Genomic DNA, 21,464 nt, shown 5'->3' with positions numbered 1-21,464 from the left:
AAGGGCATGCCAAGGGCAGGCGTGTTCGCCTGACGCTGAACTGTTCGTCTCAGCCCAGACCCGCGACCAGGTCCTCCAGGGCGGTCACCGGCGTGTCGCACACGAAGTTGCGGCAGACATAGGCGGTGGGCAGGTTGTCGCGCTGGATCCGCGCCTCCAGCAGCGGCACCCCCGGCGCGTCCGGCGGGCCCGCGACGACCACGGCACCCGGCGGCGCGTGCCACCAGGCGGCGGCGACGAGCGGGTCGTTGCGGTCGTCGGTGGCGATGGCGATCTCGTACGGGCCGGACAGCAGCGCCTCACCGACCGAGCAGGCGTAGCCGGTGAACCGGCCGTGGGTCGCCGCGACCATCGCCACCGTGGCGAGTGCCCGCTCCGCCGCCTCCCGCCGGGTCACGTCCGCCGTCAGCGCCGAGTACGTGACCAGCGCGGCCGCGATCGCGGACAGGCCGGACGGGGTCGCGTTGTCGGTGACGTCGGCGGGCCGGCTGACCAGTTGCTCCGCGTCGTCGGCGGTGTCGAAGAAGCCACCGGCCGGGTCCGCGAACCGTTCCAGGGCCACGTCCAGCAGCCGTCCCGCCAGGGCCAGCCACTCGCCCTCGCCGGTCGCCTGGTGCACCGCGCAGAACGCCTCGGCGACCGCGCCGTAGTCCTCCAGGACACCGGCGGGCGTCCCGACGACACCGTCACGGGACACCCGTCGCAGCCGGCCGTCGACGATGTGCACGTCGGCCAGGTACCTGGCCGTGTCAATGGCGAGCTGGACGGCCTGCGGATCGCCGTACACCTGGCCGAACTCGACCAGCGCGGTGATCGCCAACCCGTTCCACGCCGCGACGATCTTGCCGTCGCGGCCCGGCTGCGGCCTGGCGTCCCGGGCGGCGAGGAGGCGTTGCCTGATGTCCAGCCAGCGCTCCAGGTTGAGCGGGTCCTCGGGCAGCTGCAGCACCGAGGCACCGTGCTCGAACGTGCCGTCCGCGGTCACCTCGAGCAGGTAGCGGGCCCAGGCGCCGTCGATCTCGCCGAGGACCTCGTCGATCTGCGCCCGCGTCCACGCGTAGGTCAGGCCCTCGACGCCGTCGGTGTCCGCGTCCAGCGCCGAGATGAACCCGTGCCCGTCGTGCAGGTCACGCCGCAGGAAGTCGGCGACCTCCCCGGCGACCCGCCGCGCGGTGCCACCGCCGGCGATGCGGTGCAGCTGCACGTACACCCGCAGCAGCAGCGCGTTGTCGTAGAGCATCTTCTCGAAGTGCGGCACCGTCCACGTGCCGTCCACCGCATACCGCGCGAACCCACCGGCGAGCTGGTCGTACATGCCACCACGGGCCATCCGCTCGCAGGTGTACCGCACGATGTCGAGCACCTCGTCGTCTCGGGTGCGCTGGTAGTGCCGCAGCAGAAAGAGCAGATTCATGTGCGGGGGGAACTTCGGCGCGCCACCGAACCCGCCGTGCTCCTTGTCGTAGCTCTTGACGAGGCTCTGCGCCGCCGCGTCCAGCACGCCCTCGTGCATCGGGTTCGCCTGCGGTTTCGCGGCGATCTGCCGGATCGCCTCGACCACTTTCGCGCTCTGCTCCAGCACCGCTTCCCTCTGCCCGCGCCACGCGTCGGACACCGCTCGCACGAGTCGCTCGAACGCGTCGCGCGGGAAGTAGGTGCCGCAGTAGAACGGCTCCCCGTCGGGCGTGGCGAACACGGTCATCGGCCAGCCGCCCTGCCCGGTCATCGCCTGCGTCGCGGTCATGTACACCGCGTCGACGTCGGGCCGCTCCTCCCGGTCCACCTTGACCGGCACCGTCAACTCGTTGACGAGCGCGGCGACGCCCTCGTGCTCGAACGACTCGTGCGCCATGACATGACACCAGTGGCAACTTGAATACCCAACTGAAATCAAGAGGGGTACGTCGCGTCGTTTTGCCTCGGCTATCGCCTCCTCCCCCCACGGCCACCAGTCCACGGGATTGGCGGCATGCTGCTGGAGGTAGGGCGACTGGGAGCCGGCCAGTCGATTCATTTGCCCATCCTGCCACGAGAGGTAGTCCGGCATCCGCCGTGTCACGACCCGTGACCGATACCCAGTGAGAGCCGCGCGGCACCTAATCCGGGTAGGGCTCGACCGGCGGTGCGGTCACCGCCGCGCTGATCTCGTCATGAGCTCGTTTGAGGTCGCCTGCGGCGACGTAGTGCAGCGTCGCACCGTATCCGACCGACTCCACGAGTCCCGCCTGCTCCAGCCGCCGGATGTCACGGATCGACTGGTCGCGGGACAGCCCCTCCTCGTTTTGATAGACATCCCGCCGCAGTTGATCGGTGGCGGCCGCATAGAGCGCGGAGACCGTCCGCTCGTTCAGCGCGAGCCGGTCGGCCATCTCCTCGGCCGCTGTCCATACATCCCGCCCGAGCTTCAGCCTCTTTCCGACCAGCTGGGCTTGGAGGTGGTGGGCCCGCAAGCAGAACCGCACCCATCCGCTCGCGCTGAGTTCCGGCTGGTAGGTGCCACGGTTCGTCTCGCGGAGCACCCGGTAGTAGTCAAGCGTATTGACGTCGTGTCCCAGCCATTCCTCAATCGAGCAGAATTCCGGGTACACCCGGCCGTCTCGCGCGATGACCAGCGTTTGCACACACCGTGACATCCGCCCATTCCCGTCGCGCCAAGGATGGATGGCGACGAGGTTGAGGTGCGCCATCGCGGCCCGTACCAGCAAGTGGGTGTCCAGGTCGCCGGCGTTGAGCCATTCGACCAACTCGCGCATAAGACCGGGCACCTCATCCGCGCCGGGCCCGACGTAAGCCGGCGCGAGCGGGTCCGTGCCGGTAACAACGATGCCTTTCCGGCGGTATCGCCCCGGAGACTTGTCCTTCCAGAACCGGGTCATCATGAAGTGCAGCGCCGACAGCACGGTTTCGCTATGCGCAAAGAAGTCCATATCAGGGGTCTGCATGACCCAGGTGAGCGCGTCCCGGTAGCCGACCACGGCCTCCCTGGACTCTTCCGGAACACTCGCTGGAACCGGCGCCCCGGTCACGATCGCCGACGCGGTACTCAATTCGACCGTATAGCCCTCAATCGTGTTCGAGCCCCGAATCGCCCCAGCGACGAGTCGCTTCCGAACGCCACTGATCCACTCGCTTGCCTTGGACCCGCCGGTCGAACGCTGGAACTCAGCGTAGAACTCGTCGATCTCGGCCAGGACCCGTCGGTCGTCAGCGGTCACAGGCGGCACGGCGTACAGCATGCGACAATGCTACGACGATCATAGCAACCGCGCCAACGCCGCCGACGTTTCGCCACTCTGCGGCTTACGCCGCAGCACACAGCGATGCCGAACGAGCAGCGCATAGTCGCCGGAGAACAGCCACTAGGTTGACAACTTCACTGACACCAGTGGCACGCGGAATACCCCACGCCGATCAGGACCGGCACGTCCCGCCGCCGGGCTTCCGCGAAGGCGTCGTCCCCCACGGCCACCAGTCGACCGGGTTGTCCTTGTGCTGCTGCAGATAGGGCGAGGTCGCGTCGGCACGACGGTTGGCCATGCCCCCAACCCTATGCTCATCCCGTCCGGCGACCTTGGGTCAGCCGCCGCGTTGACGGGCGGGTCATCAGCCTTGCGCGGCCCTCGCCCGGACCTCGTCCCAGGGCATGGCCCGGACGGCGCGGGTGAGGCGGGTGGACCAGGCGACGATCGTGTCCGGGTCGCCGGGGCCTTCGCACAGCAGATACTGGCCCTCGATCCACCACGGCGGGACGGACATGAGCAGCTCGGGGAGCGGGACCCGGCCGGCGAAGAGGCTCGCGAGGGCCGGGTCGGGCGCGGCTGCGGTGACCTGTCCGGCGCCGTCGAAGGCGGTGTGCGGCAGGAAGGGCAGCGGGGTGGGCAGCGGCACCATCCAGATGGTCTGCACCGGGTCCGAGCGACGGGGTTTACGCCGGTACCGGTCGCCGACGAGCACCGGGACGCCGTCGACGGTGCCCCGCAGGACGTCGTACAGCTCGACGGACTGCGCGCCTTCCTGGACCCCGATGACCTTGCGGGCGCTGTTCGGGCCGGGGATGGGGACGGGCAGCGTCGGCAGGTACTCCCAGCTGTAGCGGGCGGCGATGCGCTTGCGGCCGCCGGTCGGGGACAGCGCGGGAAGTCGCCGGTACGCGTTGAGGACGGCGGCCAGGATGCCCATCTCGATGATGAGGACGACGGTCGCCACGAGGTATCCGTTGAGCTGTGGCAGGGCGCGGGCGGCGGCGATCATGGCGACCAGGCCGCCGATGGAGGCGTGGATCCCGCCGACGACGGCGAAGCGTGGGTCCAGTCGCGCGCCGAGCAGGCCCGTGGCGGTGCCGATGACCAGGAAGCCGATGACCGCGGCGACGGCGCCGGGCAGGCCGGCCTTCGCCAGCGGGACGGCGACCGCGGCGATGAGGATGCCACCACCGATGACGGCGATGCCGGCGATCGCCTTGTCGCTGATGCCGAGGCCGACGGCGCCGCGGGCCGGGGGCTTGCGGCGCTCGGGCCGGATCAGGCGGCCGCGGGCGGTGAGCTCCGCCTCGATCCGCTCGACGAAGGCCGCGTAGTCCGCCTTGTCGGCGCCGGTGATGTCGACAGCCCGCCCGTCGAGCGTGACCAGGCCGGCGGCGGTGATCTTCGAGCCGGTCGCGGCGTCGCCGGTGGCTTCCTTGCGGGTGACGTACATCTCGTCGATCCATGAGAACGGGACGGCGTCGACGCTGCGGTTGCGGGTCCACACCAGGCCGTGCTGGTAGTGGTGGACGATCACGTAGGCGCCGAAGAGCCGGAAGAAGGCGTAGCCGGCCGCGGCGAGGCCGCCGATCGCCAGCAGGACCACCGCCATGGCGAGCAGCTTGAACTGCAGGAACTCGACATTCGAGACGATCCAGCTGATGCCTGCGGCGGCGCCGAAGAGCACGGCCGAGATGACGAGGCCGGTGCCGCACTCCACCAGCGGGTGGTCACCCTTGTGCGCAGCGATCAGGCTGCCGAGCTGCTGGCGCTGGGCGAGCGCCGCGACCCGTGGCGGCACCTGGTAGGTCGATGCGTCCATGTCTCCCCCGTGCTGTTCGAACAATCCGATCGACGCTGGACAGTACGCCACCGCGGCGGGCGGCCGCTGCCCCGCCCGTTTCGCATCCGCTTTACATCCGCGCCCGAGTCTGTCACTGTTCTAGAACAGTCACGACAGTTCTAGAACTCTTGGAGCGACCACACCATGGGTGATCTGCTGATCCGGCCGCACCGCGCGCCGGCCCGCGTGCAGCTGATGGACGATCCGGGACCGCTGGGCAGGTTCGGGGAATATGGCGGGCGCTATGTGCCCGAGTCGCTGATCGGCGCCTGCCGGCAGGTCGAGGAGGCGTTCCGGTCCGCGTGGGCCGACCCCGCGTTCCGCAACCAGCTCGCCGGACTGCTCGCCACGCACGTCGGCCGGCCGACGCCGCTGACGCCGGCGGTGCGGCTGTCCGCCGAGCTCGGCGTGACGCTGCTGCTCAAGCGCGAGGACCTCACCCACACCGGCTCCCACAAGATCAACAATGTGATCGGTCAGGCGCTGCTCGCGACCCGGATGGGACACAAGCGGCTGATCGCCGAGACCGGGGCGGGGCAGCACGGGGTGGCGACCGCGACCGCGGCGGCCATGTTCGGGCTGTCGGCGACCGTGTTCATGGGCGAGCGCGACATCGAGCGGCAGGCGCTCAACGTGTTCCGGATGCGGATGCTCGGCGCCGAGGTCGTGCCGGTCCGCACCGGCGCCAGGACGTTGAAGGACGCCACCAGCGAGGCGATGCGCCACTGGGTCGGCGCCACCGAGGACAGCTACTACTGCATGGGTTCCGTGCTCGGCCCGATGCCCTATCCGTGGATGGTGCGCGAGTTCCAGCGGGTCATCGGCGACGAGGCCCGTCGCCAGTGCGCCACCGCCCTGCCGACCGCCGTGCCCGACTACGTCGTCGCGTGCGTCGGCGGCGGGTCCAACGCGGCCGGGACGTTCGCCGGGTTCGTCGACACCACGGCGAAGCTGGTCGGGGTCGAGGCCGAGGGCGGGGCCGGCGCCAGCCGCGGCACCCTGGGCGTGCTGCACGGGGTGCGTTCGATGTTCCTGCAGGACGACGACGGGCAGGTCCTGGAGGCCCACTCGATCGCGGCCGGCCTGGACTACCCGGGCATCGGCCCGGAGCACGTGCACCTGCGCGACCTCGGCCGGGCGCGCTATGTGACGGTCGACGACGCCGAGGTCGTCGAGGCGGTCGTCCGGCTCGCCCGCACCGAGGGGATCGTGGCCGCGCTCGAGTCCGCGCACGCGGTCGCGTGGGTGATCCGCGCCGCCGCCGACGGCACGCTGCCCGCCGGTTCGACTGTGGTGCTGACCCTGTCCGGCCGGGGCGACAAGGACATCTCCGCACTGAAGGAGCTGCTGTGAAGCTGCCGAGCGACCACAAGATCCTCATGCCGTATCTCACCGGCGGCGCCGTCGCCGACTGGACCGATCACCTGCGTGCGCTCATCGACGCCGGCGCCGACGCGATCGAGATCGGCCTGCCGTTCTCCGATCCGACGCTGGACGGCGCCACGATCCAGGAGGCCACCCACGCCGCGCTGACCCGGGGTGCCACCCTGCGCGGCATCCTGACCCGCGTCTCGGAGGTCGCCGGCACCGTGCCGCTCGTCGCCAGCACGTATGCCAACCTCGTCGTCCGGGACCGCGACTTCTGCGGCAACCTCCGCGACGCGGGCTTCGACGGGCTGATCGTGCCCGACCTGCCGCTCGAGGAGTGCGCCGAGTTCGAGAATCAGGACCTGGACCTGGTGCTGCTGGCGTCCCCGGCCACGACGGACGAGCGCCTCGACGAGATCGCCCGCCGCAGCCGTGGCTTCGTCTACGCGGTCACGGTCATGGGCACCACGGGCGAGCGCGAGACACTCGCGGCGTCCGCCGCCGACCTGGCCCGGCGGCTCACCAACCGCTGCGAGCTGCCAGTGTTGCTAGGATTCGGCATCTCCACTCCGGCGCAGGCCGCGCAGGCCGCCCAGCTCGCCGACGGTGTCGTCATCGGCGCCGCGATCATGCGCCGGGTGCTCGACGGCGCCGGACCGGCCGAGCTCGGGGCCTATCTCCGGTCGATCCGGGAGGCCATGGACGAAGGGTGAGCCGATCAGCTCCGAGCCGCGCTATCGCAGCATCGCCGCCGACCTGGCCGAGAAGATCCGCGCCGGCCAATACGCGCCGGGCGACGCCCTGCCCGCGCAGCGGGACCTCAGCCACAGCTACGGCGTGACCCTGATGACGCTGCGGCAGGCTCTGCGCCACCTCAGCGACGAGGGGCTGATCGTCCAGCAGGCGGGCAAGGGCACCTATGTGTCGCCGCCGCACCTCGCGTATCGGCTCGGGTCGCTGCGCAGCCTCGCCGACGACCTGCGCGACCAGGGACACGAGGTGCACACCCGGGTGCTGGACAGCAGCCTGCGCCGCCCGCCGTCCGCGGTCGCGGTCCAGCTGGGGGCACCGGCGCTGCGGCTCGAGCGGGTGCGGGAGTTCGCGGGGCGGGCCGCCGTGCACCAGGTGTCGTGGGTCCGCAAGCCGTTCGGCAACCGGCTGCGTCCGGTCGACTTCACCGTCAAGTCGCTCTACGCGGCCCTCGCGGACGCCGGGGTCGCGGTCGCCCGGGCGACGGAGACGATCCGGCCGGATGTGCTGGACGAGACCGTGGCGGGACACCTGCGGGCGGCGGTGGGCACGCCGGTCTTCGTCAGTGACCGCACCACGTTCTCCCTCGACGACACCATGGTCGTCGTCGACCGGGCCGTGATCCTGGGCGACATGATGGAGATCCGGGCGGCCCGCGCGGCGACTGGGCTGTCGCTGACCTGGTCCGGTTCCCAGCCGTAGCCGACCCGGCGACGTCCGGATCAGCCTCGCCGCGCCAGGAGCGGATCTCCCCTGGCTGTCGGGCCGGCTGTGACGCCGTCGGCGGGGGTGAGGGTCAGACGTGGCCGCGGAGGGACTCGTCGTAGATGACGGCGGGTGGGGTGTCGAGCAGGTCGTGGGCCGCCCGGCTGAAGGTGCTCGCGTCGCGACGCCGGCGCAGCTCCACCGTCACCGCGTCACAGGGCGCCCCGCCCTCCAGCGCCGCCACCGCGCCCGCGGGGAGCAGGAACACCGCATCGCGCGCGCCGACGGCGTGGTCCGTGGGGCGGGCCGCGATCCCGACGACCGCTGCGTTGGTCACGACCTGCCCGCGGGAGAGGGTGACCCGCTCACCGGCACGGATGTCGTGGGCGGTGGCGGTCCGCTCGTCGATCAGCAGCTGCGCGTCCGTCGCCGGATACGCCCCCGACCGCAGCTCCGACCAGCGCAACCCCGGCCGGTTCGCGGCGGTCAGCACCGTCGCGCCGTTGAGCACGCCGCGGGAGGTGACGGCCGTGACGCCGTACAGGGTGGCGCCGCACTCGACGGCGGCCGCTTGGGGCAGCGACGCCAGCCGGTCGACCTGCCGGGGCGTGAACTTGCCGACGAGTTTCACGTCGGCATCGCCCGGCAGGTCCGCGAACTGGGCCGATCCCCCATACCGGTCGAGGACCACGAAGGCGGCGACCGCGACCACCCCGACCACGAAGACGGCGAGCACCGTGCGTTCCCCGCGCATGCGGCCGACGGTACCGGAGCCATCACCCCTGGTCGGGGCGCCACGCGGCCGAACGTCAGGCGGCGCGACCCAGGTAGCGCAGGAGCGTCACGGCCGGGCCGCCGGCGTCGGCGGCGGAAAGCGCGGGGGCGTAGGCGCCATACGCCCGCAGCGGCTCGACGATCTCCCGCGCGACCGGCAGCAGCTGCTCCGCGAGGGCGTCGGACAGCGGCGAGGGCTGGCCGGTGGCGACGGCGACGTCCCAGGCGTGGACGGCGGCGTCGAGACCGCACGCACCGGCGCCGATCCAGCCGGCCAGCTTGCCCTGCGGCAGCGGCGTGGGCGCCTCCGCGGCGTCGGTGGCGATGGTCGACCAGGCCGCGGCGGACGCCCGCATGGTCTCCTCGATGTACGCCACGAACGCGTCGAAGTCGCCGTCGAGCTCGCCCGACGGGGCGAACGGGTCATACGTCGGCCAGCCCTCGCCGGTGATCGTCGCGGCGAAGCCGAGCTGGTCGCCCGCCGCGTGCTGCAGGACCTGGGTGACGTTCCACCGCTCGCACGGCGTCGGCAGGTGCAGGTCCGACGGCCGCAGACCGGCGAGCACCGCCCGCAACGCGGCGTGCGACTCGTCCAGGACGGTCCAGGTGTTCGAGCTCATCGCGCACTCCTCAACTCGGTGACTGCGTCCAGTCTATCAGAACGGAATACTCCATTCCATTAATTGGCGCGCAGACTTTCCGCAGTGGAGCGGTGACGGTCAGGCGACGTCGAGGGTGGCCCTGCGCCGGCTCTCCCGCTCGAACCAGGCGAGGAGGATCAGGCCGACCAGCACGTACAGGGTGCCGAGCGCGGCCTCGGCGAGCACGTCGTCGCGGACGGAGGCCAGGCCCGCACCGGCCGCGACCTCGCGGGCCGCGGCGATGCCGTGGGTCAGCGGGAGCCACTGCGCGACGGCGGCCATCCAGCCGGGCAGGTCGGACAGCGGGACGTTGACGCCGGCGAAGACCAGCAGGACACCGACGACCAGGTTGGACAGGACGGCGACCTCGCGGACGCGCAACGACAGGGCCGCGTTGGCAAGGCCCAGGCCGGTGCACGCGAAGGCCGACACGGCCACCACGCCGGTGAGGGACAACAACGACGAAGCATGGATCGGCACGTCCAGCAGCACCGACCCGGCGCCCAGCGCGACGAGCGCGACGGCGAGGCCGTTGACGACGACCGGCAGCGCCCGGCCGAGGAAGAGCGGGATGCGGCGCGCCGGCGAGACCAGCAGCAGCCCGAGCGTGCCCTGGCGGCGCTCGTCGCCGACGGTGATGCCCATCGCGAAGATGCACGGGATCGCGGCGTTCTGCACGGCGTTGCCGATGACGTAGAACGCGTCGTCGCCGACTCCCGCGGCGCGGCCCGCGTAGGCGAAGAAGAGGATCTGCGCGATCGGCCCGACGATGAACGTGGGGATCAGGATCCACGGGCTCAGCCACGAGAACAGCGCCCGGTAGCTGGTCAGCCCGCCCAGCAGGAACAACCTGAAGCTGCTCATGCCTCCCCCTCCACCGCGCTCCGGCGCCGACCTGAGCCAGACCTGCGCCCTCCGCTGCATTCCGGACCGCTCATGTCAGCGCCAGGGTGGCGTGGCGGCGGGCGGCGTCGACGAGGCGGACCGCCAGGAGCGAGCCGATCACGCCATACGCCACGGCGAGGCCGAGACAGGCGGCCAGCGACGGCAGGGTGTCGCGGCCCTCCGCGGCGGCACGGATCGCGTCGATGCCCCAGGTCGGTGCGAGGAGCCAGGAGATCGGCCGGGTCCAGGCGGGCAGCAGGTCGAGGGGCACCAGGAAGCCGCAGATGAGCCAGACCGGCATCTCCAGGGCCGTGCCGAGCGCCCACGCGGTGCGGTATCGGACCGAGGAGACCGCGAGCAGGAAGCCGAGGACGCCGATCGAGACGACGGTGACGACGGCCGCGACGACGAACTGGACCGGGCGCTGGACGGCGAGGTCGACGCCGAACACGAACCGGCCCCACAGGAGCGTGACAACGAGGCTGTAGGCACCGATGGTGGCCATCGACAGCGTGACGGGCAGGATCACCACCGGCAGTGGGGTCGGCGCCGCGACCAGCAGCTCCAGGGTGCCCTGCCGGCGCTCCTGCTGCAGGGCGGCCGAGGCGGTGGTGCTGGTCGAGGACCACACCCCCATGACACTGGCGCCGACGGCGGCACTGAGCAGGGCCGGGCCCTGCGCGCCGCCGTGGGTGAACATCATGAACACGACGGTGGAGAAGAACAGTGGATACAGGATGCCGAGCAAGCCGTCGAAGGCGGAGCGGCTGCGCATCTTCAGCTGCAACCACCACGCGACGCCGATCACGCGGAAGACCGTCACGCCGCCACCTCCGCGGTGCGGCCGGCCCGCCGGGATGCGGTCACGCCCCACCGACCAGCTCGACATAGGCGTCCTCGAGGGTCGGCTGGCGGGTCGAGACCCGGCCGACCTGGGCACCGTCGAGGGCGCTGAGCACCGGCTGGGTCAGCTCGGAGCCGGGCTCGGCGTGCACCAGCAGGACCTGGGCCGGGCCGCGCTCCTCGACGACCAGCGAGCGCACCCCGGGCAGCGCACGGATCCGCTCGTCGGTGCCCCCCGGCAGGCCGAAGACCTCGACCTCGACCACGCTGCCGAGGCTGACCTTCTGCTTGAGCTGCTCGGGGGTGCCTTCGGCGACGATCCGCCCGCCGGCGAGCACGGCGATGCGGTCGCAGAGCTCGTCGGCCTCGAACATGTAGTGCGTGGTGAGCAGCACCGTGGTGCCCTGCTCGATGAGGGCCTTGACGGTCTGCCGCAGCTCGCGGGCGCCGACGGGGTCGATGCCGATGCTGGGCTCGTCGAGGAACAGGACCTCGGGGCGGTGCAGCAGCCCACGGGCGATGTGCAGGCGCTGCCGCATGCCACGCGAATAGCCCTCGACCCGCTCCCGTTCGCGGCCGGTCAGGCCAACGAGCTCGAGCAGCTCGCCGATGCGGGCTCGCTGCTCGCGGGCGGGCACCGCATACAGCTCGGCGAAGTACCGCAGGTTGTCCAGACCGGAGAGGCGCTCATACAGGCCACGGTCGCCGCCGAAGACATAGCCGACGCGCCGCCGCACCTCGCGGGGCTTGGCGACCACGTCATGGCCGAGGACCTCGATCCGCCCGCTGGTCGGCAGGAGAAGCGTGATGAGCATCTTGATCGTGGTCGTCTTGCCGGCGCCGTTGGGCCCGAGCAGACCGAACAGCTCACCTCGCTCGACCTGGAACGATATGCCGCGCACGGCCTCGACGACCTTCTCCGTGCGGCGCAGGCCGCTGCGCGAACGGAACGTCCGCCCCAGGTCCGATACATCGATGACGCGCAATCCCAGCCCCCGCTCAAGGAATGATGCGGCGACCTTAACACCAGCGCCCGGACACCGAGGTCCCTCGATCCGGAGCGTGACAGATCGCTAACCGGCGCCTTCGGCGCGCAGGTGACGGCGCTGGACCTGGCGGCGTTCGCGCAGGACGGCGGCGAGCCGGTCGGCCGACAGCGGCGGGTGGAACAGGAAGCCCTGCGCGGACGTGCAGCCCAGCGTCGCCAGGGCGGCGCGCTGATCCGGGTTTTCGACGCCCTCCGCGACGACCCGCAGGTTGAGCCGGAGCCCGAGCTCGACGGTGGCCCGGACGATCGCCTCGGCCTTCGGCGAGTCGATCATCTGGGCGACGAACTCGCGGTCGATCTTCACCTCCTGCACGGGCAGCCGCGTGAGCACCGTGAACGACGAGAACCCGGTGCCGAAGTCGTCGACCGCGAGCTGGACGCCGAGCCGCCGGACCCGGGCGAGGACGTCGTCGATGACCGGCGACTTGGACAGCATCACGGTCTCGGTGATCTCCAGGACCAGCAGCTCGGCGGGGAGGCGGTGCCGGGCGAGCAGGTCGCTGATCGTCTCCGGCAGCTGCCGCTCCAGCAGGCTGCGGGCGGAGATGTTGACCGACACCGGGACGGCCAGACCGGCGCGCCGCCAGCCGGATGCCAGGCCGATGGCCCGGTCCAGGACCCACCTGGTCAGCGGGCCCATCAGCTCGCTGGCCTCCACGACCGGCAGGAACTGGTCGGGGGCGAGCCGGCCGCGCCGCGGGTGCTTCCACCGGATGAGGGCCTCGACGCCGGTGATCTGCTGGGCGCCGGCGGCGAGGGACACGGCCGGCTGCAGCTCGACGGTCAGCTGCTCCTCGGAGTGCAGCGCCTCGCGCAGTTCGGCGAGCAGGGCCAGCCGGTCGGTGCTGGCGTCGTCGCGGGCGGCGTCATACCAGGCGACCGGCTGCACGGCGCGCTTCGCCTGATACATCGCGATGTCGGCGCGGCGCAGGAGCTCGGTGAGGTCGACCTCGCCGGCCGCGGCGACGACCACACCGATGGACGGTTCCTTCGACAGCAGCACCCCGTCGATCCGCATCGGCACGGCGAGCTGCGCGCCGAGCTTGCGGGCCCGCTCGACCGCGGCGGCGAGGGCGAGGTCGGCGCCCCCGGTGTCCAGGTCGGTGATGAGCAGCGCGAACTCGTCGCCGCCGAGCCGGGCGAGCAGGTCACCGGCGTTGCCGGCCTCGGTGACCCGGCCGGCGATGACGCGCAGCACCTCGTCACCGGCGGCGTGGCCGAGGGCGTTGTTGACCTCTTTGAAGTCGTTGACGTCCAGCAGCAGCATCGCGACGGGGTCGTCGACGCCGCGGCGGCGCAGCAGGGCGTTCCCCCGCGACAGCAGCGCCGCCCGGTTGAACAGGCCGGTCAGCGGGTCGTGGATCGCGTCGTACGTGGTGCGCTCGCTCATCGTGCGCAGCGCGTCCTGGGTGATCGCGTCGTGCAGCGCGGCGGCGAGGGCGTCGCCGAACGCGTCGAGCATCCGCTGGTCGCGGGGCCGTAACCGGCCGACGCCGGTCAGCTCGAGCTCCCCGACCGCGAGGGCGCCGACGGCGAGGGCGTGCCCGACCGGGGCGGCGGAGGACGCGGTGGAGGACATGTCGGAGGACGTGGAAGCGGCGGAGGCGGTGCCGAAGACGGTGCCGTCGGCGAGAATCACCCGCGCGCCGGTGACGCCGAAGAGCCGCCGGGCCCCGTCGATGCCGGCGTCGGCGGTGCCGCGCACGTCGAGCCGGTTGAGGTCGCGGGTCGCCTCGGCGAACTCGTGCCAGGTGCGGCGCTCCTCGCGGTCACCGATGCGGCTGGCGTAGAGCTGCTGCAGCAGCCACAGCACTGGCGGCAGGAGCAGCAGCAGGAGCGCGTCGGTGAGGCAGGACCAGACGATGACCAGGCCGACCGCGATGTTGCCGACGACCATGAGCAGCTTGCCGCGCAGCAGCTCGACGGCGACGGTGGCCGGCCGGCCGCCGCGCGAGGTCGCGACGTGCGCGGCGACCAGGCTGATCGCGACCACGCAGTACACCAGCGCGCCGGCGCACAGGGCGAGGACGCCCCGGGTCGTGAGGGGGACGTCGTGCACCGGCTGGACGAGGACCGTGGTGAGGGCGGCGAGGCTGCCGGCAACGGTGAGCGCGGAGACGCTGTAGAGCAGGTCGCGGGCGCTGCGGACGCGGCCGGCGCGGGCGTCGACGACGCGCAGGACGGCGTGGGACACACCCACGCCGGCGAGGATGACCAGCGGGATCACCGCGGGCGGCAGGTTCACGCACAGCACGACCATCGCCGCCTCGCCCCAGGCGAGGGTGGCGTGCCCGGCCCCGGCGCGGACCCTCAGGCGGGCGAGCTGCGCGATGACCACCACGCCGAAACCCGCCGCGACGGCGGCGAGGACACCTTGGGATGCGGCATACGGGGTGGTCGGGAGCCCGGCGGTGAGCAACGCGGCGAGGACCACGCTGACGGCAGCGGCGGACGCCACGGCGGCGGTCAGCCGCGCCGGAACCGGTCTCATCGATGCGCCGAATCGATGAACGACAATAACGCTAGGCGCTGGCGCGAATGCGCAGCGTGAGCAGATATACGGACAAACGGGGTGTCCACCATTTGCCCCCCTTCCCTGCCCCACAGGGAGACGCGTCCAGCGAAAGGAACGCGCACCCCGTGAAGGCTAAAGCACGGAAGAAAGGCACAACAGTGGTCAGAGCCGCGCTTCTGGCTCCGATCCGCCGCCAAGGTCACGCTCGTCGGCCGAGGTGGCGGGTTTGTCGGGATCCGGGAACTCGGCGGGAAGCCGGCGGATCCGGGCGGTCATGTTGCGGATCAACAACACCGTCGCGATCGCGAGCAGCACGATGATGAGCAGCCCCATCGGACCGGCCAAACCGCCCGAGCGGGTGTCCCCGAAGTTGTTCTCGGCGAGGATCTGCAGGGCGTGCATACCGCTACCTTACGCCCGCGAAAAGATCGTCTTCCGGCGTGCGGGTGTCGACGTGCGACTTCACCAGCTCGTAGTCCTCGGTGGGCCACACCTTCTGCTGGATGTTGAGCGGGACGGCGAACCAGAAGCCGTCCGGGTCGACCTGGGTGGCGTGCGCGCGCAACGCGTCGTCACGGGCCTCGAAGAACTCGCCGCACGGCACCCGGGTGGTGACCCGGTCGCCCTTGTCGGTGCGCTCCTCGTCCCACTGCTTCATCCACTCGGTGTAGGGCGACTCACCGGTGGCCTCGATCATCGCCTCGTGCAGGGCGAGCATGCGGGCCTTGGACCAGCCCATGTTGTAGTAGAGCTTCAGCGGCTGCCAAGGCTCGCCCTGGTCCGGATAGCGGGTCGCGTCGCCGGCCGCCTCGAACGCCACCATGCTCACCTTGTGCGTCATGACGTGGTCGGGGTGCGGGTAGCCGCCCTCCTCGTCATACGTGGTGACCACGTGCGGGCGGAACCTTCGGATCAGCTCGACCAGCGGCGCCGCCGCGTCCTGCGGGTCCATCAGGCCGAAACACCCCTCGGGCAGCGGCGGCAGCGGGTCACCCTCCGGGAAGCCCGAGTCGACGAAGCCCAGCCACGCCTGATCCACCCCGAGGATCTCCCGCGCCCGGTCCATCTCGGCGCGGCGGATCGTCGCGATGTTCTCCCAGACGTCGGGCCGGTCCAGCTTCGGGTTGAGCACGCTGCCGCGCTCGCCGCCGGTGCACGTGACAACCAGCACCTCGACGCCCTCGGCGGCATAGCGCGCCATCGCGGCCGCGCCCTTGCTCGACTCGTCGTCGGGATGCGCGTGCACCGCCATCAATCGCAGTTGCTCGCTCACGAGCTCTCCTCAAGGTGTCCGTCAACCCCGCTGCCGGGGCTCCCCGGGTTACGACCCTATTGTGGTCGGTACCTCCGACGAAACGACGAGGACCTCCTTCCCGTGACCGAGACGCACGCCACAGCCAAGTACCCGCCCGGCCGCTACGGCCGCCGCCGGGAGCCCCGACCACGCCGCACCTGGCTGGTCGTGCTCGTCGCCGCCGTCGCCGGCATCGCCGGGGTGCTCATCGCCGTGAAGCTGTTCCAGCAGTACGGGCCGCAGGAGTACGAGCCCCAGGTGCAGCGCTTCTACGCGATCAGCGACGACGGCATCACGGTCGACTTCGTGGTCCGCAAGGACGCGGAGAAGGAGGCCACCTGCCGGGTCCGGGCCCGCTCCGCCAGCGGCGAAGAGGTCGGCCTGGCCGAGGTGAACGTGCCTCCGGGCGCCGAGGCGCTGGTCACCTACCGCCTGGCGACCAGCGACCGGCCGGTCACGGTGGAGGTCCCGGCCTGCGGCCCGCGCCGCGCCCGCTGAGCACCCGGCATTTTCCATGCCGGCGGTGATGCGGCTCACTGGTACGTTGGTGGTTTGACCCAGCGTGCCCGTAAGGAGATCTTCAGTGTCGACCACCGACGGCGACCAGGGGACAACCTGGCTGTCGCAGGAAGCATATGACCGGCTGCAGGCCGAGTTGGACGAGCACATCGCCAACCGGCCGGCGATCGCCGCGGAGATCAACGCACGCCGCGAAGAGGGCGACCTGCGCGAGAACGGCGGCTACCACGCCGCCCGCGAGGAGCAGGGCAAGGCCGAGGGCCGCATCCTGTACCTGAAGGAGTTCCTGCGCAAGGCGGTCGTCGGCGATGCGCCGACGACCAACAAGGTCGCGCCCGGCACCGTCGTCACGATCCAGTTCGACGACGACGACGAGGACGACACCGAGACGTTCCTGCTGGGCTCCCGGGAGATCGCGGCGACGACGGATCTCACCGTCTACAGCCCGGAGTCCGCGCTGGGCAAGGCGATCCTGGGCGCGAGCAAGGGTGACCAGGTGAAGTACACCGCCCCGAGCGGCGCCCAGATCAAGGTGAAGATCATCAAGTTCGAGCCGTTCGGCGGCTGAGCCTCACAGCGCTTTCAGGGTCCGCGCCGAGCTGGCGCTGTGTTTGGCCAGCTCGGCGTCGATCCGCTCGTTGCGGATCGGGTCGAGCACCACGGCGGCCGACTCCAGCGCGGTCGCCTCGACCAGCCGCGCCCGCAGTCCCGACGGCGGGTGGCTGGCGAAGAGCGTGGTCTCGCGCAGCGTCGCGGCTTCGCGCCGCACGGCCAACTGCGGGCGGACCTCCGCCAGCAGCCGGAGGGTGGTCTGCGGCCACTCGGCGACCGGCCGGCCGGCCCGGGCGTCCCGCAGGATCAGCATCGCCAGGCTGTCCATGACGACGAGCGTGTCGAGCAGCTCGACGGTGGCCGCGCGCCCCGCCATCCGCGCCGCGACCAGGTCGGCCCGGTATTCCGCCCGCTGCCCCTCCCGCAGCGCCAACACCGCCAGTGCGGTCCGGGGCGCCCAGAGCAGCGTCCGCAGCACCAGCTTGACCAGGTTCAGCAGCGGCCGGACGATCCAGACGACGAGGAAACCGTCGGACCAGCCGCCGGTGTCCCGCGCGGACTCGGGCTCCAGCAGGGCGTCGAGCTCGGCCAGGCTGGTCAGCGACGGCTGGGTGAGCAGGCGGCGGCGCGGATCGCCGTTGACGAAGTGGCCGAGCTCGTGGCCCAGCAACGCCACCCGCGACTGCCGCGGCAGCGCGTTCCACAGCGGCAGGCCCAGCACCAGGACCGGACGCCGGCGCAGGCCGACCATGCCGGCCGCGGCGTCGAACGCGTCGCCCTCGACGTAGATCCGCGGGACCGGCGCGCCGGCCGCGCCGGCCGCCTCCCGCACCAGCGCGTGCAGCTGCGGCGCCGCCGCCTCGGTGATCTCGTCCGCGTACTTCGGCACCCGGCCGAACTGGGGGCGTAGCAGGACCGCGACGCCGATCACGAGCAGGCCGGCGACCGCGCCGGGGACCGAGATCGTGCACAGCCAGATCCCGGTCGCGAGGAGGGCCAGGATCAGGCCGTACAACAGGATCGACGAGATCAGCAGGACCCTGGATCCGGCCGTCCCGGCCCGACCGGCGCCGCCGCTGAAGGCCTCGAAGGTGGCGAGGGTGTGGCGACGGGCGGAGCGGTGCGCGATGCGGTCGAGCCAGCCGAGAGTCACATTGATCTTTTACGCGCCGAAGGTCACCGTGTATCCAGCCGAACGGAGCGCGTTGACCAACCGGTCAGAGTGTTCGGAGCCGCGCGTCTCCACCGACAGGTGGATCTCGACCTCGCCGAGCTGCAGCCGCGGGTCCTGCCGCCGGTGCGCGACGTCGACGACGTTGGCGCCGTGCTCGGCGATCTGCGCGAGGATCTTCGCCAGGTGGCCGGGGCGGTCGCCGCAGCGCACGGTGAAGGCCAGGTAGCGGCCGGCGGCGGCGAGGCCGTGCTCGATCACCCGGAGCATGAGCATCGGGTCGATGTTGCCGCCGGACAGCACGGCGGCGACCGGCGTCTCGACCTGGACGGCGCCGGCGAGCAGGGCGGCGACGCCGACGCTGCCGGCCGGCTCGACGACGGTCTTGCCGCGCTCCAGCAGCATCAGCAGCGCCCGGGAGATGTCCTCGTCGGTGACCGTGACGATCTCGTCGACGAGCTTGCTGACGTGCGCGAACGTCAGGTCGCCGGGCCGGCCGACCGCGATGCCGTCGGCGATCGTGCCCAGCGCCGCCAGCCGGACCGGACGCCCGGCGCGCAGCGACCCCGGGAACGCGGCGGCGCCGGCCGCCTGCACCCCGATGATCCGCACGTCCGGCCGCAGCGCCTTGACCGCGACGGCGAGCCCGGAGATGAGTCCGCCACCGCCCACGCCGGTGACGATGGTCCGCACGTCGGGCAGCTGCTCGATCAGCTCCAGGCCGAGGGTGCCCTGCCCGGCGATGATGTCGGGGTGGTCGAACGGGTGGATGAGCACCGCTCCGGTCCGCTCCGCGAACTCGTGCGCGGCGACGAGCGCCTCGTCCACCGACGATCCGGCGAACTGAACCGCGGCGCCGTAGCCCTTGGTCGCGGCGATCTTCGGCAGGGGCGCGCCGACCGGCATGAAGACGGTGCTGGTGGTGCCGAGCAGCCCGGCGGCGAGGGCGACGCCCTGCGCGTGGTTGCCGGCGCTGGCCGCGACCACGCCCCGGCTCCGTTCGTCGTCGCTGAGGCGGGAGATCCGCACGTACGCGCCGCGGACCTTGAACGATCCCGCGCGCTGCAGGTTTTCGCACTTGAGCCAGGCGGGGCCGCCGAGCTTCGCGGTGAGGGGCCGGTTGGGCTCGACCGGCGTCCGGCGGGTCACACCGGACAGCAGGTCACGTGCCGCTTCGATGTCAGCGAGCGTCACGAGCCCAGACGCGAGTTCAGTCATTCCCTGATCGTGCCACCCACCGAGAGCGGCAGCACCACCGTCCAGTCCTCATCGCCTGCCCGCAGTGCCTGCAGGGTCGCCCGGGAGGCGGCGGCGCCCCGGATGCGGGCGACGCGGCCGTACTGGGCGCTGGTCACCCTCGCGATCAGCACCAGGGCGAACGCGGCCGCGGCGATGCCCAGCGCGGCCCCGGGCAGGCGGAGCAGCAGCTGCCGGCCGAACAGGTGCGACACCAGCGCCCGGTCGACGGTCCCGCCGGCCGCGACCCGCTCGCGCACGTCGTCGATCTCGCGCAGGTTGTCGAGCCCGGCGAGGACGCCCAGCCCGACCGCGGCCAGCGCCAGCAGCAGGCTGAGCCACCACAGCCAGGTCAGCGTGTTCATCCTGCGACGCAGGGCCGGTGCCCGGCCGACGCTGCCGACCGCGACGTCCATCAGCGGCAGTTTGGATGTGGTACGGATACCGAACGCGACCAGGTTGGACCGGGCCCGCCTGGACCACCCGGCGAACACCACCCAGGCCGTGACCACCGTGGTGGCGAGGACGGCCCAGGCGGCGATCCGGACGGCGCCCACGTCGCTGCCGGGCCGGTGCGCGGCCCAGACGTCCACGAGGGGCAGGAACGCCACGCACAGGTGGGTGAGCGCCGCCGCGGCGACGGCGAGCATCGCCGCGGTCGCCCAGCTCGAGATGGCCCTGATCTGCCGCACCGTCACCGCCGGGCGGCCACGCGCGGCCAGCCGGGCGCGTGCCGTCGCCAGGGCGCGGCCTGCTCCACCTGCCCCGCGAGGGCGAGCAGCAGCAGCTCGCTGCCCGGCGGCCCGACGAACTGGACGGCGACGGGCAGGCCGTCGGGGCGGACCCCGACCGGGACCACGATCGCGGGGAAGCCGGCGAAGTTCCACGGCGCGTTGTAGGGCGCGTATCGGGCGTTGACCAGCATGTTGGCCGACCAGGACCGCTCCGACCAGCGGTAGGCGCGCGGCGGGGCGGTGGCGAGCGCCGGGGTGACGAGGACGTCGAAGCCGCCGTCGATGAACCAGTTGTGGCAGCGTTCGCGCCACTCGTCACGGTCGGCGGCCCGGACCAGGCCGCGCCGGATCGCCTGCTCGCCGAGCTTCGCGTGCTGGCGGGTGCGCCGCTGCAGCCGGATCGGGTTGAGGCCCTCGGCGTCGACGTGGGCGCCGGCGAACCAGGTGGCGAGGACCTTCGCGGCCAGCGCCGGCGGGTACACGGGGTCGGCCCGCACCGCGTCGTGGCCGAGGCGCAGCAGCAGCCGCGCGGCGTCGCTGAGCCCTTTGCGCGCGCCCGCGTCGGGCCGGACACCGGCCGCGGGGCTGCGCGGGGACACCGCCACGCGCAGCTTGCCCGGTGTTTTCAGGGCTTCCGGGGCACGCCCGGCGAGGACCGAGAAGCCCAGCGACGCGTCGCCGACGGTGGTGGCGAGGATGCCGTTCTCGGCGAGCCCGTGCCAGTCGTTGGCGCCGATGCCGGCGGGGACCACGCCCCGGCCGGGTTTCAGCCCGACGAGCCCGCAGCAGGCGGCCGGGATCCGGATCGAGCCGAGCCCGTCGTTGCCGTGCGCGATCGGCACCAGCCCGGCGGCGACCGCGGCGGCGGAACCGCCCGAGGAGCCACCGGGGGTCCGGTCGGTGCGCCACGGGTTGCGGGTGATCCCGTCGGCGTCGTCGGTAAGGGCCCAGATGCCGAGCTCCGGCATCTTCGTCACGCCGACGACGATCGCGCCCGCGCCCCGCAGCCGCCGCACGACCTCGTGGTCGCCCTCGGCGACGGGCCCGCGGGCGGCCGCCGAGCCGTTCCAGGTCGGCAGGCCGGTGACCGCGATGTTCTCCTTGACCGCGATCGGCACCCCGGCCAGGGGCAGGTTGCGCAGCTCCGGCTGGTCGTCGACGATCTCCGCCTCGGCGATCGCCTCGCCGGCCCGGACCTGCCGGAACGCGCCCACGACCCGGTCATACGCCCGGATCGAGTCGAGGTGGTCGGCGACGACCTCCGTGGCGGACGTGTCACCGCGGCGCACCGCGCGGGCGATCTCCCGCGCGGTGCTGCCGACCCAGGTAGTGATCATCTCTTGA

At 72.1% G+C, this 21,464-nt stretch carries 21 protein-coding genes; 5 read left to right on the top strand and 16 right to left on the bottom strand.

Translation table 11 applies throughout. The features are described from left to right. Window positions 1–49 precede the first annotated feature (49 nt). The 4 genes from Dsi01nite_RS07225 to Dsi01nite_RS07210 all read right to left on the bottom strand — a co-directional run bounded on the left by Dsi01nite_RS07225 (window position 50) and on the right by Dsi01nite_RS07210 (window position 5,064). Window positions 50–2,014, bottom strand: coding sequence for a thioredoxin domain-containing protein (locus Dsi01nite_RS07225; protein ID WP_203845251.1), 1,965 nt, complete (start codon window positions 2,012–2,014; stop codon window positions 50–52). Window positions 2,015–2,096: 82 nt separating this feature from the next. Then, the gene (locus Dsi01nite_RS07220; protein ID WP_203845250.1) at window positions 2,097–3,236 is read right to left on the bottom strand and encodes a Fic family protein; all 1,140 of its coding nucleotides are present in this window, start codon (window positions 3,234–3,236) and stop codon (window positions 2,097–2,099) included. A 137-nt stretch (window positions 3,237–3,373) separates the two neighbouring features. Continuing rightward, complete coding sequence (locus tag Dsi01nite_RS58850; RefSeq protein ID WP_373318740.1) at window positions 3,374–3,472, bottom strand: DUF255 domain-containing protein; 99 nt, start codon at window positions 3,470–3,472, stop codon at window positions 3,374–3,376. A 131-nt stretch (window positions 3,473–3,603) separates the two neighbouring features. Then, the gene (locus tag Dsi01nite_RS07210; protein WP_203845249.1) at window positions 3,604–5,064 is read right to left on the bottom strand and encodes a hypothetical protein; all 1,461 of its coding nucleotides are present in this window, start codon (window positions 5,062–5,064) and stop codon (window positions 3,604–3,606) included. Window positions 5,065–5,229: 165 nt separating this feature from the next. Here Dsi01nite_RS07210 and trpB point away from each other — a divergent pair, with 165 nt between their 5' ends. From trpB to Dsi01nite_RS07195, 3 genes are read left to right on the top strand one after another with little or no spacing between them, the layout of a single operon-like run. Further along, window positions 5,230–6,438, top strand: a complete 1,209-nt coding sequence (gene trpB / locus Dsi01nite_RS07205) for a tryptophan synthase subunit beta (RefSeq protein ID WP_203845248.1) — start codon at window positions 5,230–5,232, stop codon at window positions 6,436–6,438. Continuing rightward, the gene (gene trpA, locus Dsi01nite_RS07200; protein WP_239135743.1) at window positions 6,435–7,166 is read left to right on the top strand and encodes a tryptophan synthase subunit alpha; all 732 of its coding nucleotides are present in this window, start codon (window positions 6,435–6,437) and stop codon (window positions 7,164–7,166) included. The genes trpB and trpA overlap by 4 nt, the downstream gene beginning before the upstream one ends. Beyond that, a complete protein-coding gene (locus Dsi01nite_RS07195; RefSeq protein WP_308442024.1) occupies window positions 7,129–7,905 on the top strand; it encodes a GntR family transcriptional regulator in 777 nt (258 codons plus the stop codon). Before trpA ends, Dsi01nite_RS07195 begins: the two co-directional genes overlap by 38 nt. 94 nt (window positions 7,906–7,999) lie before the next feature. On the opposite strand, the gene Dsi01nite_RS07190 is transcribed toward Dsi01nite_RS07195, so the two are convergent. The 8 genes from Dsi01nite_RS07190 to mca all read right to left on the bottom strand — a co-directional run bounded on the left by Dsi01nite_RS07190 (window position 8,000) and on the right by mca (window position 15,866). Continuing rightward, a complete protein-coding gene (locus tag Dsi01nite_RS07190; RefSeq protein ID WP_203845247.1) occupies window positions 8,000–8,662 on the bottom strand; it encodes a hypothetical protein in 663 nt (220 codons plus the stop codon). Between the two features lie 55 nt (window positions 8,663–8,717). After that, the gene (locus Dsi01nite_RS07185) at window positions 8,718–9,302 is read right to left on the bottom strand and encodes a TIGR03086 family metal-binding protein (protein ID WP_203845246.1); all 585 of its coding nucleotides are present in this window, start codon (window positions 9,300–9,302) and stop codon (window positions 8,718–8,720) included. Window positions 9,303–9,401: 99 nt separating this feature from the next. Beyond that, window positions 9,402–10,187, bottom strand: a complete 786-nt coding sequence (locus Dsi01nite_RS07180) for an ABC transporter permease (RefSeq protein WP_203845245.1) — start codon at window positions 10,185–10,187, stop codon at window positions 9,402–9,404. 70 nt (window positions 10,188–10,257) lie between these two features. Beyond that, window positions 10,258–11,031, bottom strand: coding sequence for an ABC transporter permease (locus Dsi01nite_RS07175; RefSeq protein ID WP_203845244.1), 774 nt, complete (start codon window positions 11,029–11,031; stop codon window positions 10,258–10,260). A 40-nt stretch (window positions 11,032–11,071) separates the two neighbouring features. Beyond that, window positions 11,072–12,037, bottom strand: a complete 966-nt coding sequence (locus tag Dsi01nite_RS07170; RefSeq protein ID WP_239135742.1) for an ABC transporter ATP-binding protein — start codon at window positions 12,035–12,037, stop codon at window positions 11,072–11,074. Window positions 12,038–12,124: 87 nt separating this feature from the next. Next, complete coding sequence (locus tag Dsi01nite_RS07165) at window positions 12,125–14,590, bottom strand: putative bifunctional diguanylate cyclase/phosphodiesterase (RefSeq protein WP_203845243.1); 2,466 nt, start codon at window positions 14,588–14,590, stop codon at window positions 12,125–12,127. Window positions 14,591–14,776: 186 nt separating this feature from the next. Next, the gene (locus Dsi01nite_RS07160) at window positions 14,777–15,016 is read right to left on the bottom strand and encodes a hypothetical protein (protein WP_203845242.1); all 240 of its coding nucleotides are present in this window, start codon (window positions 15,014–15,016) and stop codon (window positions 14,777–14,779) included. 4 nt (window positions 15,017–15,020) lie between these two features. After that, window positions 15,021–15,866, bottom strand: coding sequence for a mycothiol conjugate amidase Mca (mca, locus tag Dsi01nite_RS07155; RefSeq protein ID WP_203845369.1), 846 nt, complete (start codon window positions 15,864–15,866; stop codon window positions 15,021–15,023). Window positions 15,867–15,989: 123 nt separating this feature from the next. Between mca and Dsi01nite_RS07150 the strand changes: the two genes are divergently transcribed. Continuing rightward, window positions 15,990–16,406 carry a DUF4307 domain-containing protein gene (locus Dsi01nite_RS07150; protein WP_203845241.1) on the top strand — a complete coding sequence of 139 codons (417 nt, stop codon included), beginning with the start codon at window positions 15,990–15,992 and terminating at the stop codon, window positions 16,404–16,406. An 85-nt stretch (window positions 16,407–16,491) separates the two neighbouring features. Then, window positions 16,492–16,995 (top strand): transcription elongation factor GreA, encoded by a 504-nt coding sequence (greA, locus tag Dsi01nite_RS07145; protein ID WP_203845240.1) that lies wholly within the window; start codon window positions 16,492–16,494, stop codon window positions 16,993–16,995. 3 nt (window positions 16,996–16,998) lie between these two features. On the opposite strand, the gene Dsi01nite_RS07140 is transcribed toward greA, so the two are convergent. The 4 genes from Dsi01nite_RS07140 to Dsi01nite_RS07125 are packed head-to-tail and all read right to left on the bottom strand — an operon-like array spanning window position 16,999 to window position 21,457. Next, complete coding sequence (locus tag Dsi01nite_RS07140; RefSeq protein WP_203845239.1) at window positions 16,999–18,132, bottom strand: M48 family metalloprotease; 1,134 nt, start codon at window positions 18,130–18,132, stop codon at window positions 16,999–17,001. 9 nt (window positions 18,133–18,141) lie between these two features. After that, window positions 18,142–19,368 (bottom strand): threonine ammonia-lyase, encoded by a 1,227-nt coding sequence (ilvA, locus tag Dsi01nite_RS07135; RefSeq protein ID WP_203845238.1) that lies wholly within the window; start codon window positions 19,366–19,368, stop codon window positions 18,142–18,144. Continuing rightward, window positions 19,365–20,078, bottom strand: a complete 714-nt coding sequence (locus Dsi01nite_RS07130) for a hypothetical protein (RefSeq protein WP_203845237.1) — start codon at window positions 20,076–20,078, stop codon at window positions 19,365–19,367. Before Dsi01nite_RS07130 ends, ilvA begins: the two co-directional genes overlap by 4 nt. A 2-nt stretch (window positions 20,079–20,080) precedes the next feature. Then, entirely contained in the window at window positions 20,081–21,457 is a 1,377-nt protein-coding gene (locus Dsi01nite_RS07125; protein ID WP_203845236.1) for an amidase, read from the bottom strand. Window positions 21,458–21,464: the final 7 nt, after the last annotated feature.

The organism is Dactylosporangium siamense (genome assembly GCF_016862795.1).
Taxonomy (GTDB): Bacteria; Actinomycetota; Actinomycetes; order Mycobacteriales; family Micromonosporaceae; genus Dactylosporangium; species Dactylosporangium siamense.
The sequence above is the reverse complement of the archived record's forward strand: the minus strand, read 5'-3'. Positions and strand labels throughout refer to the sequence as shown.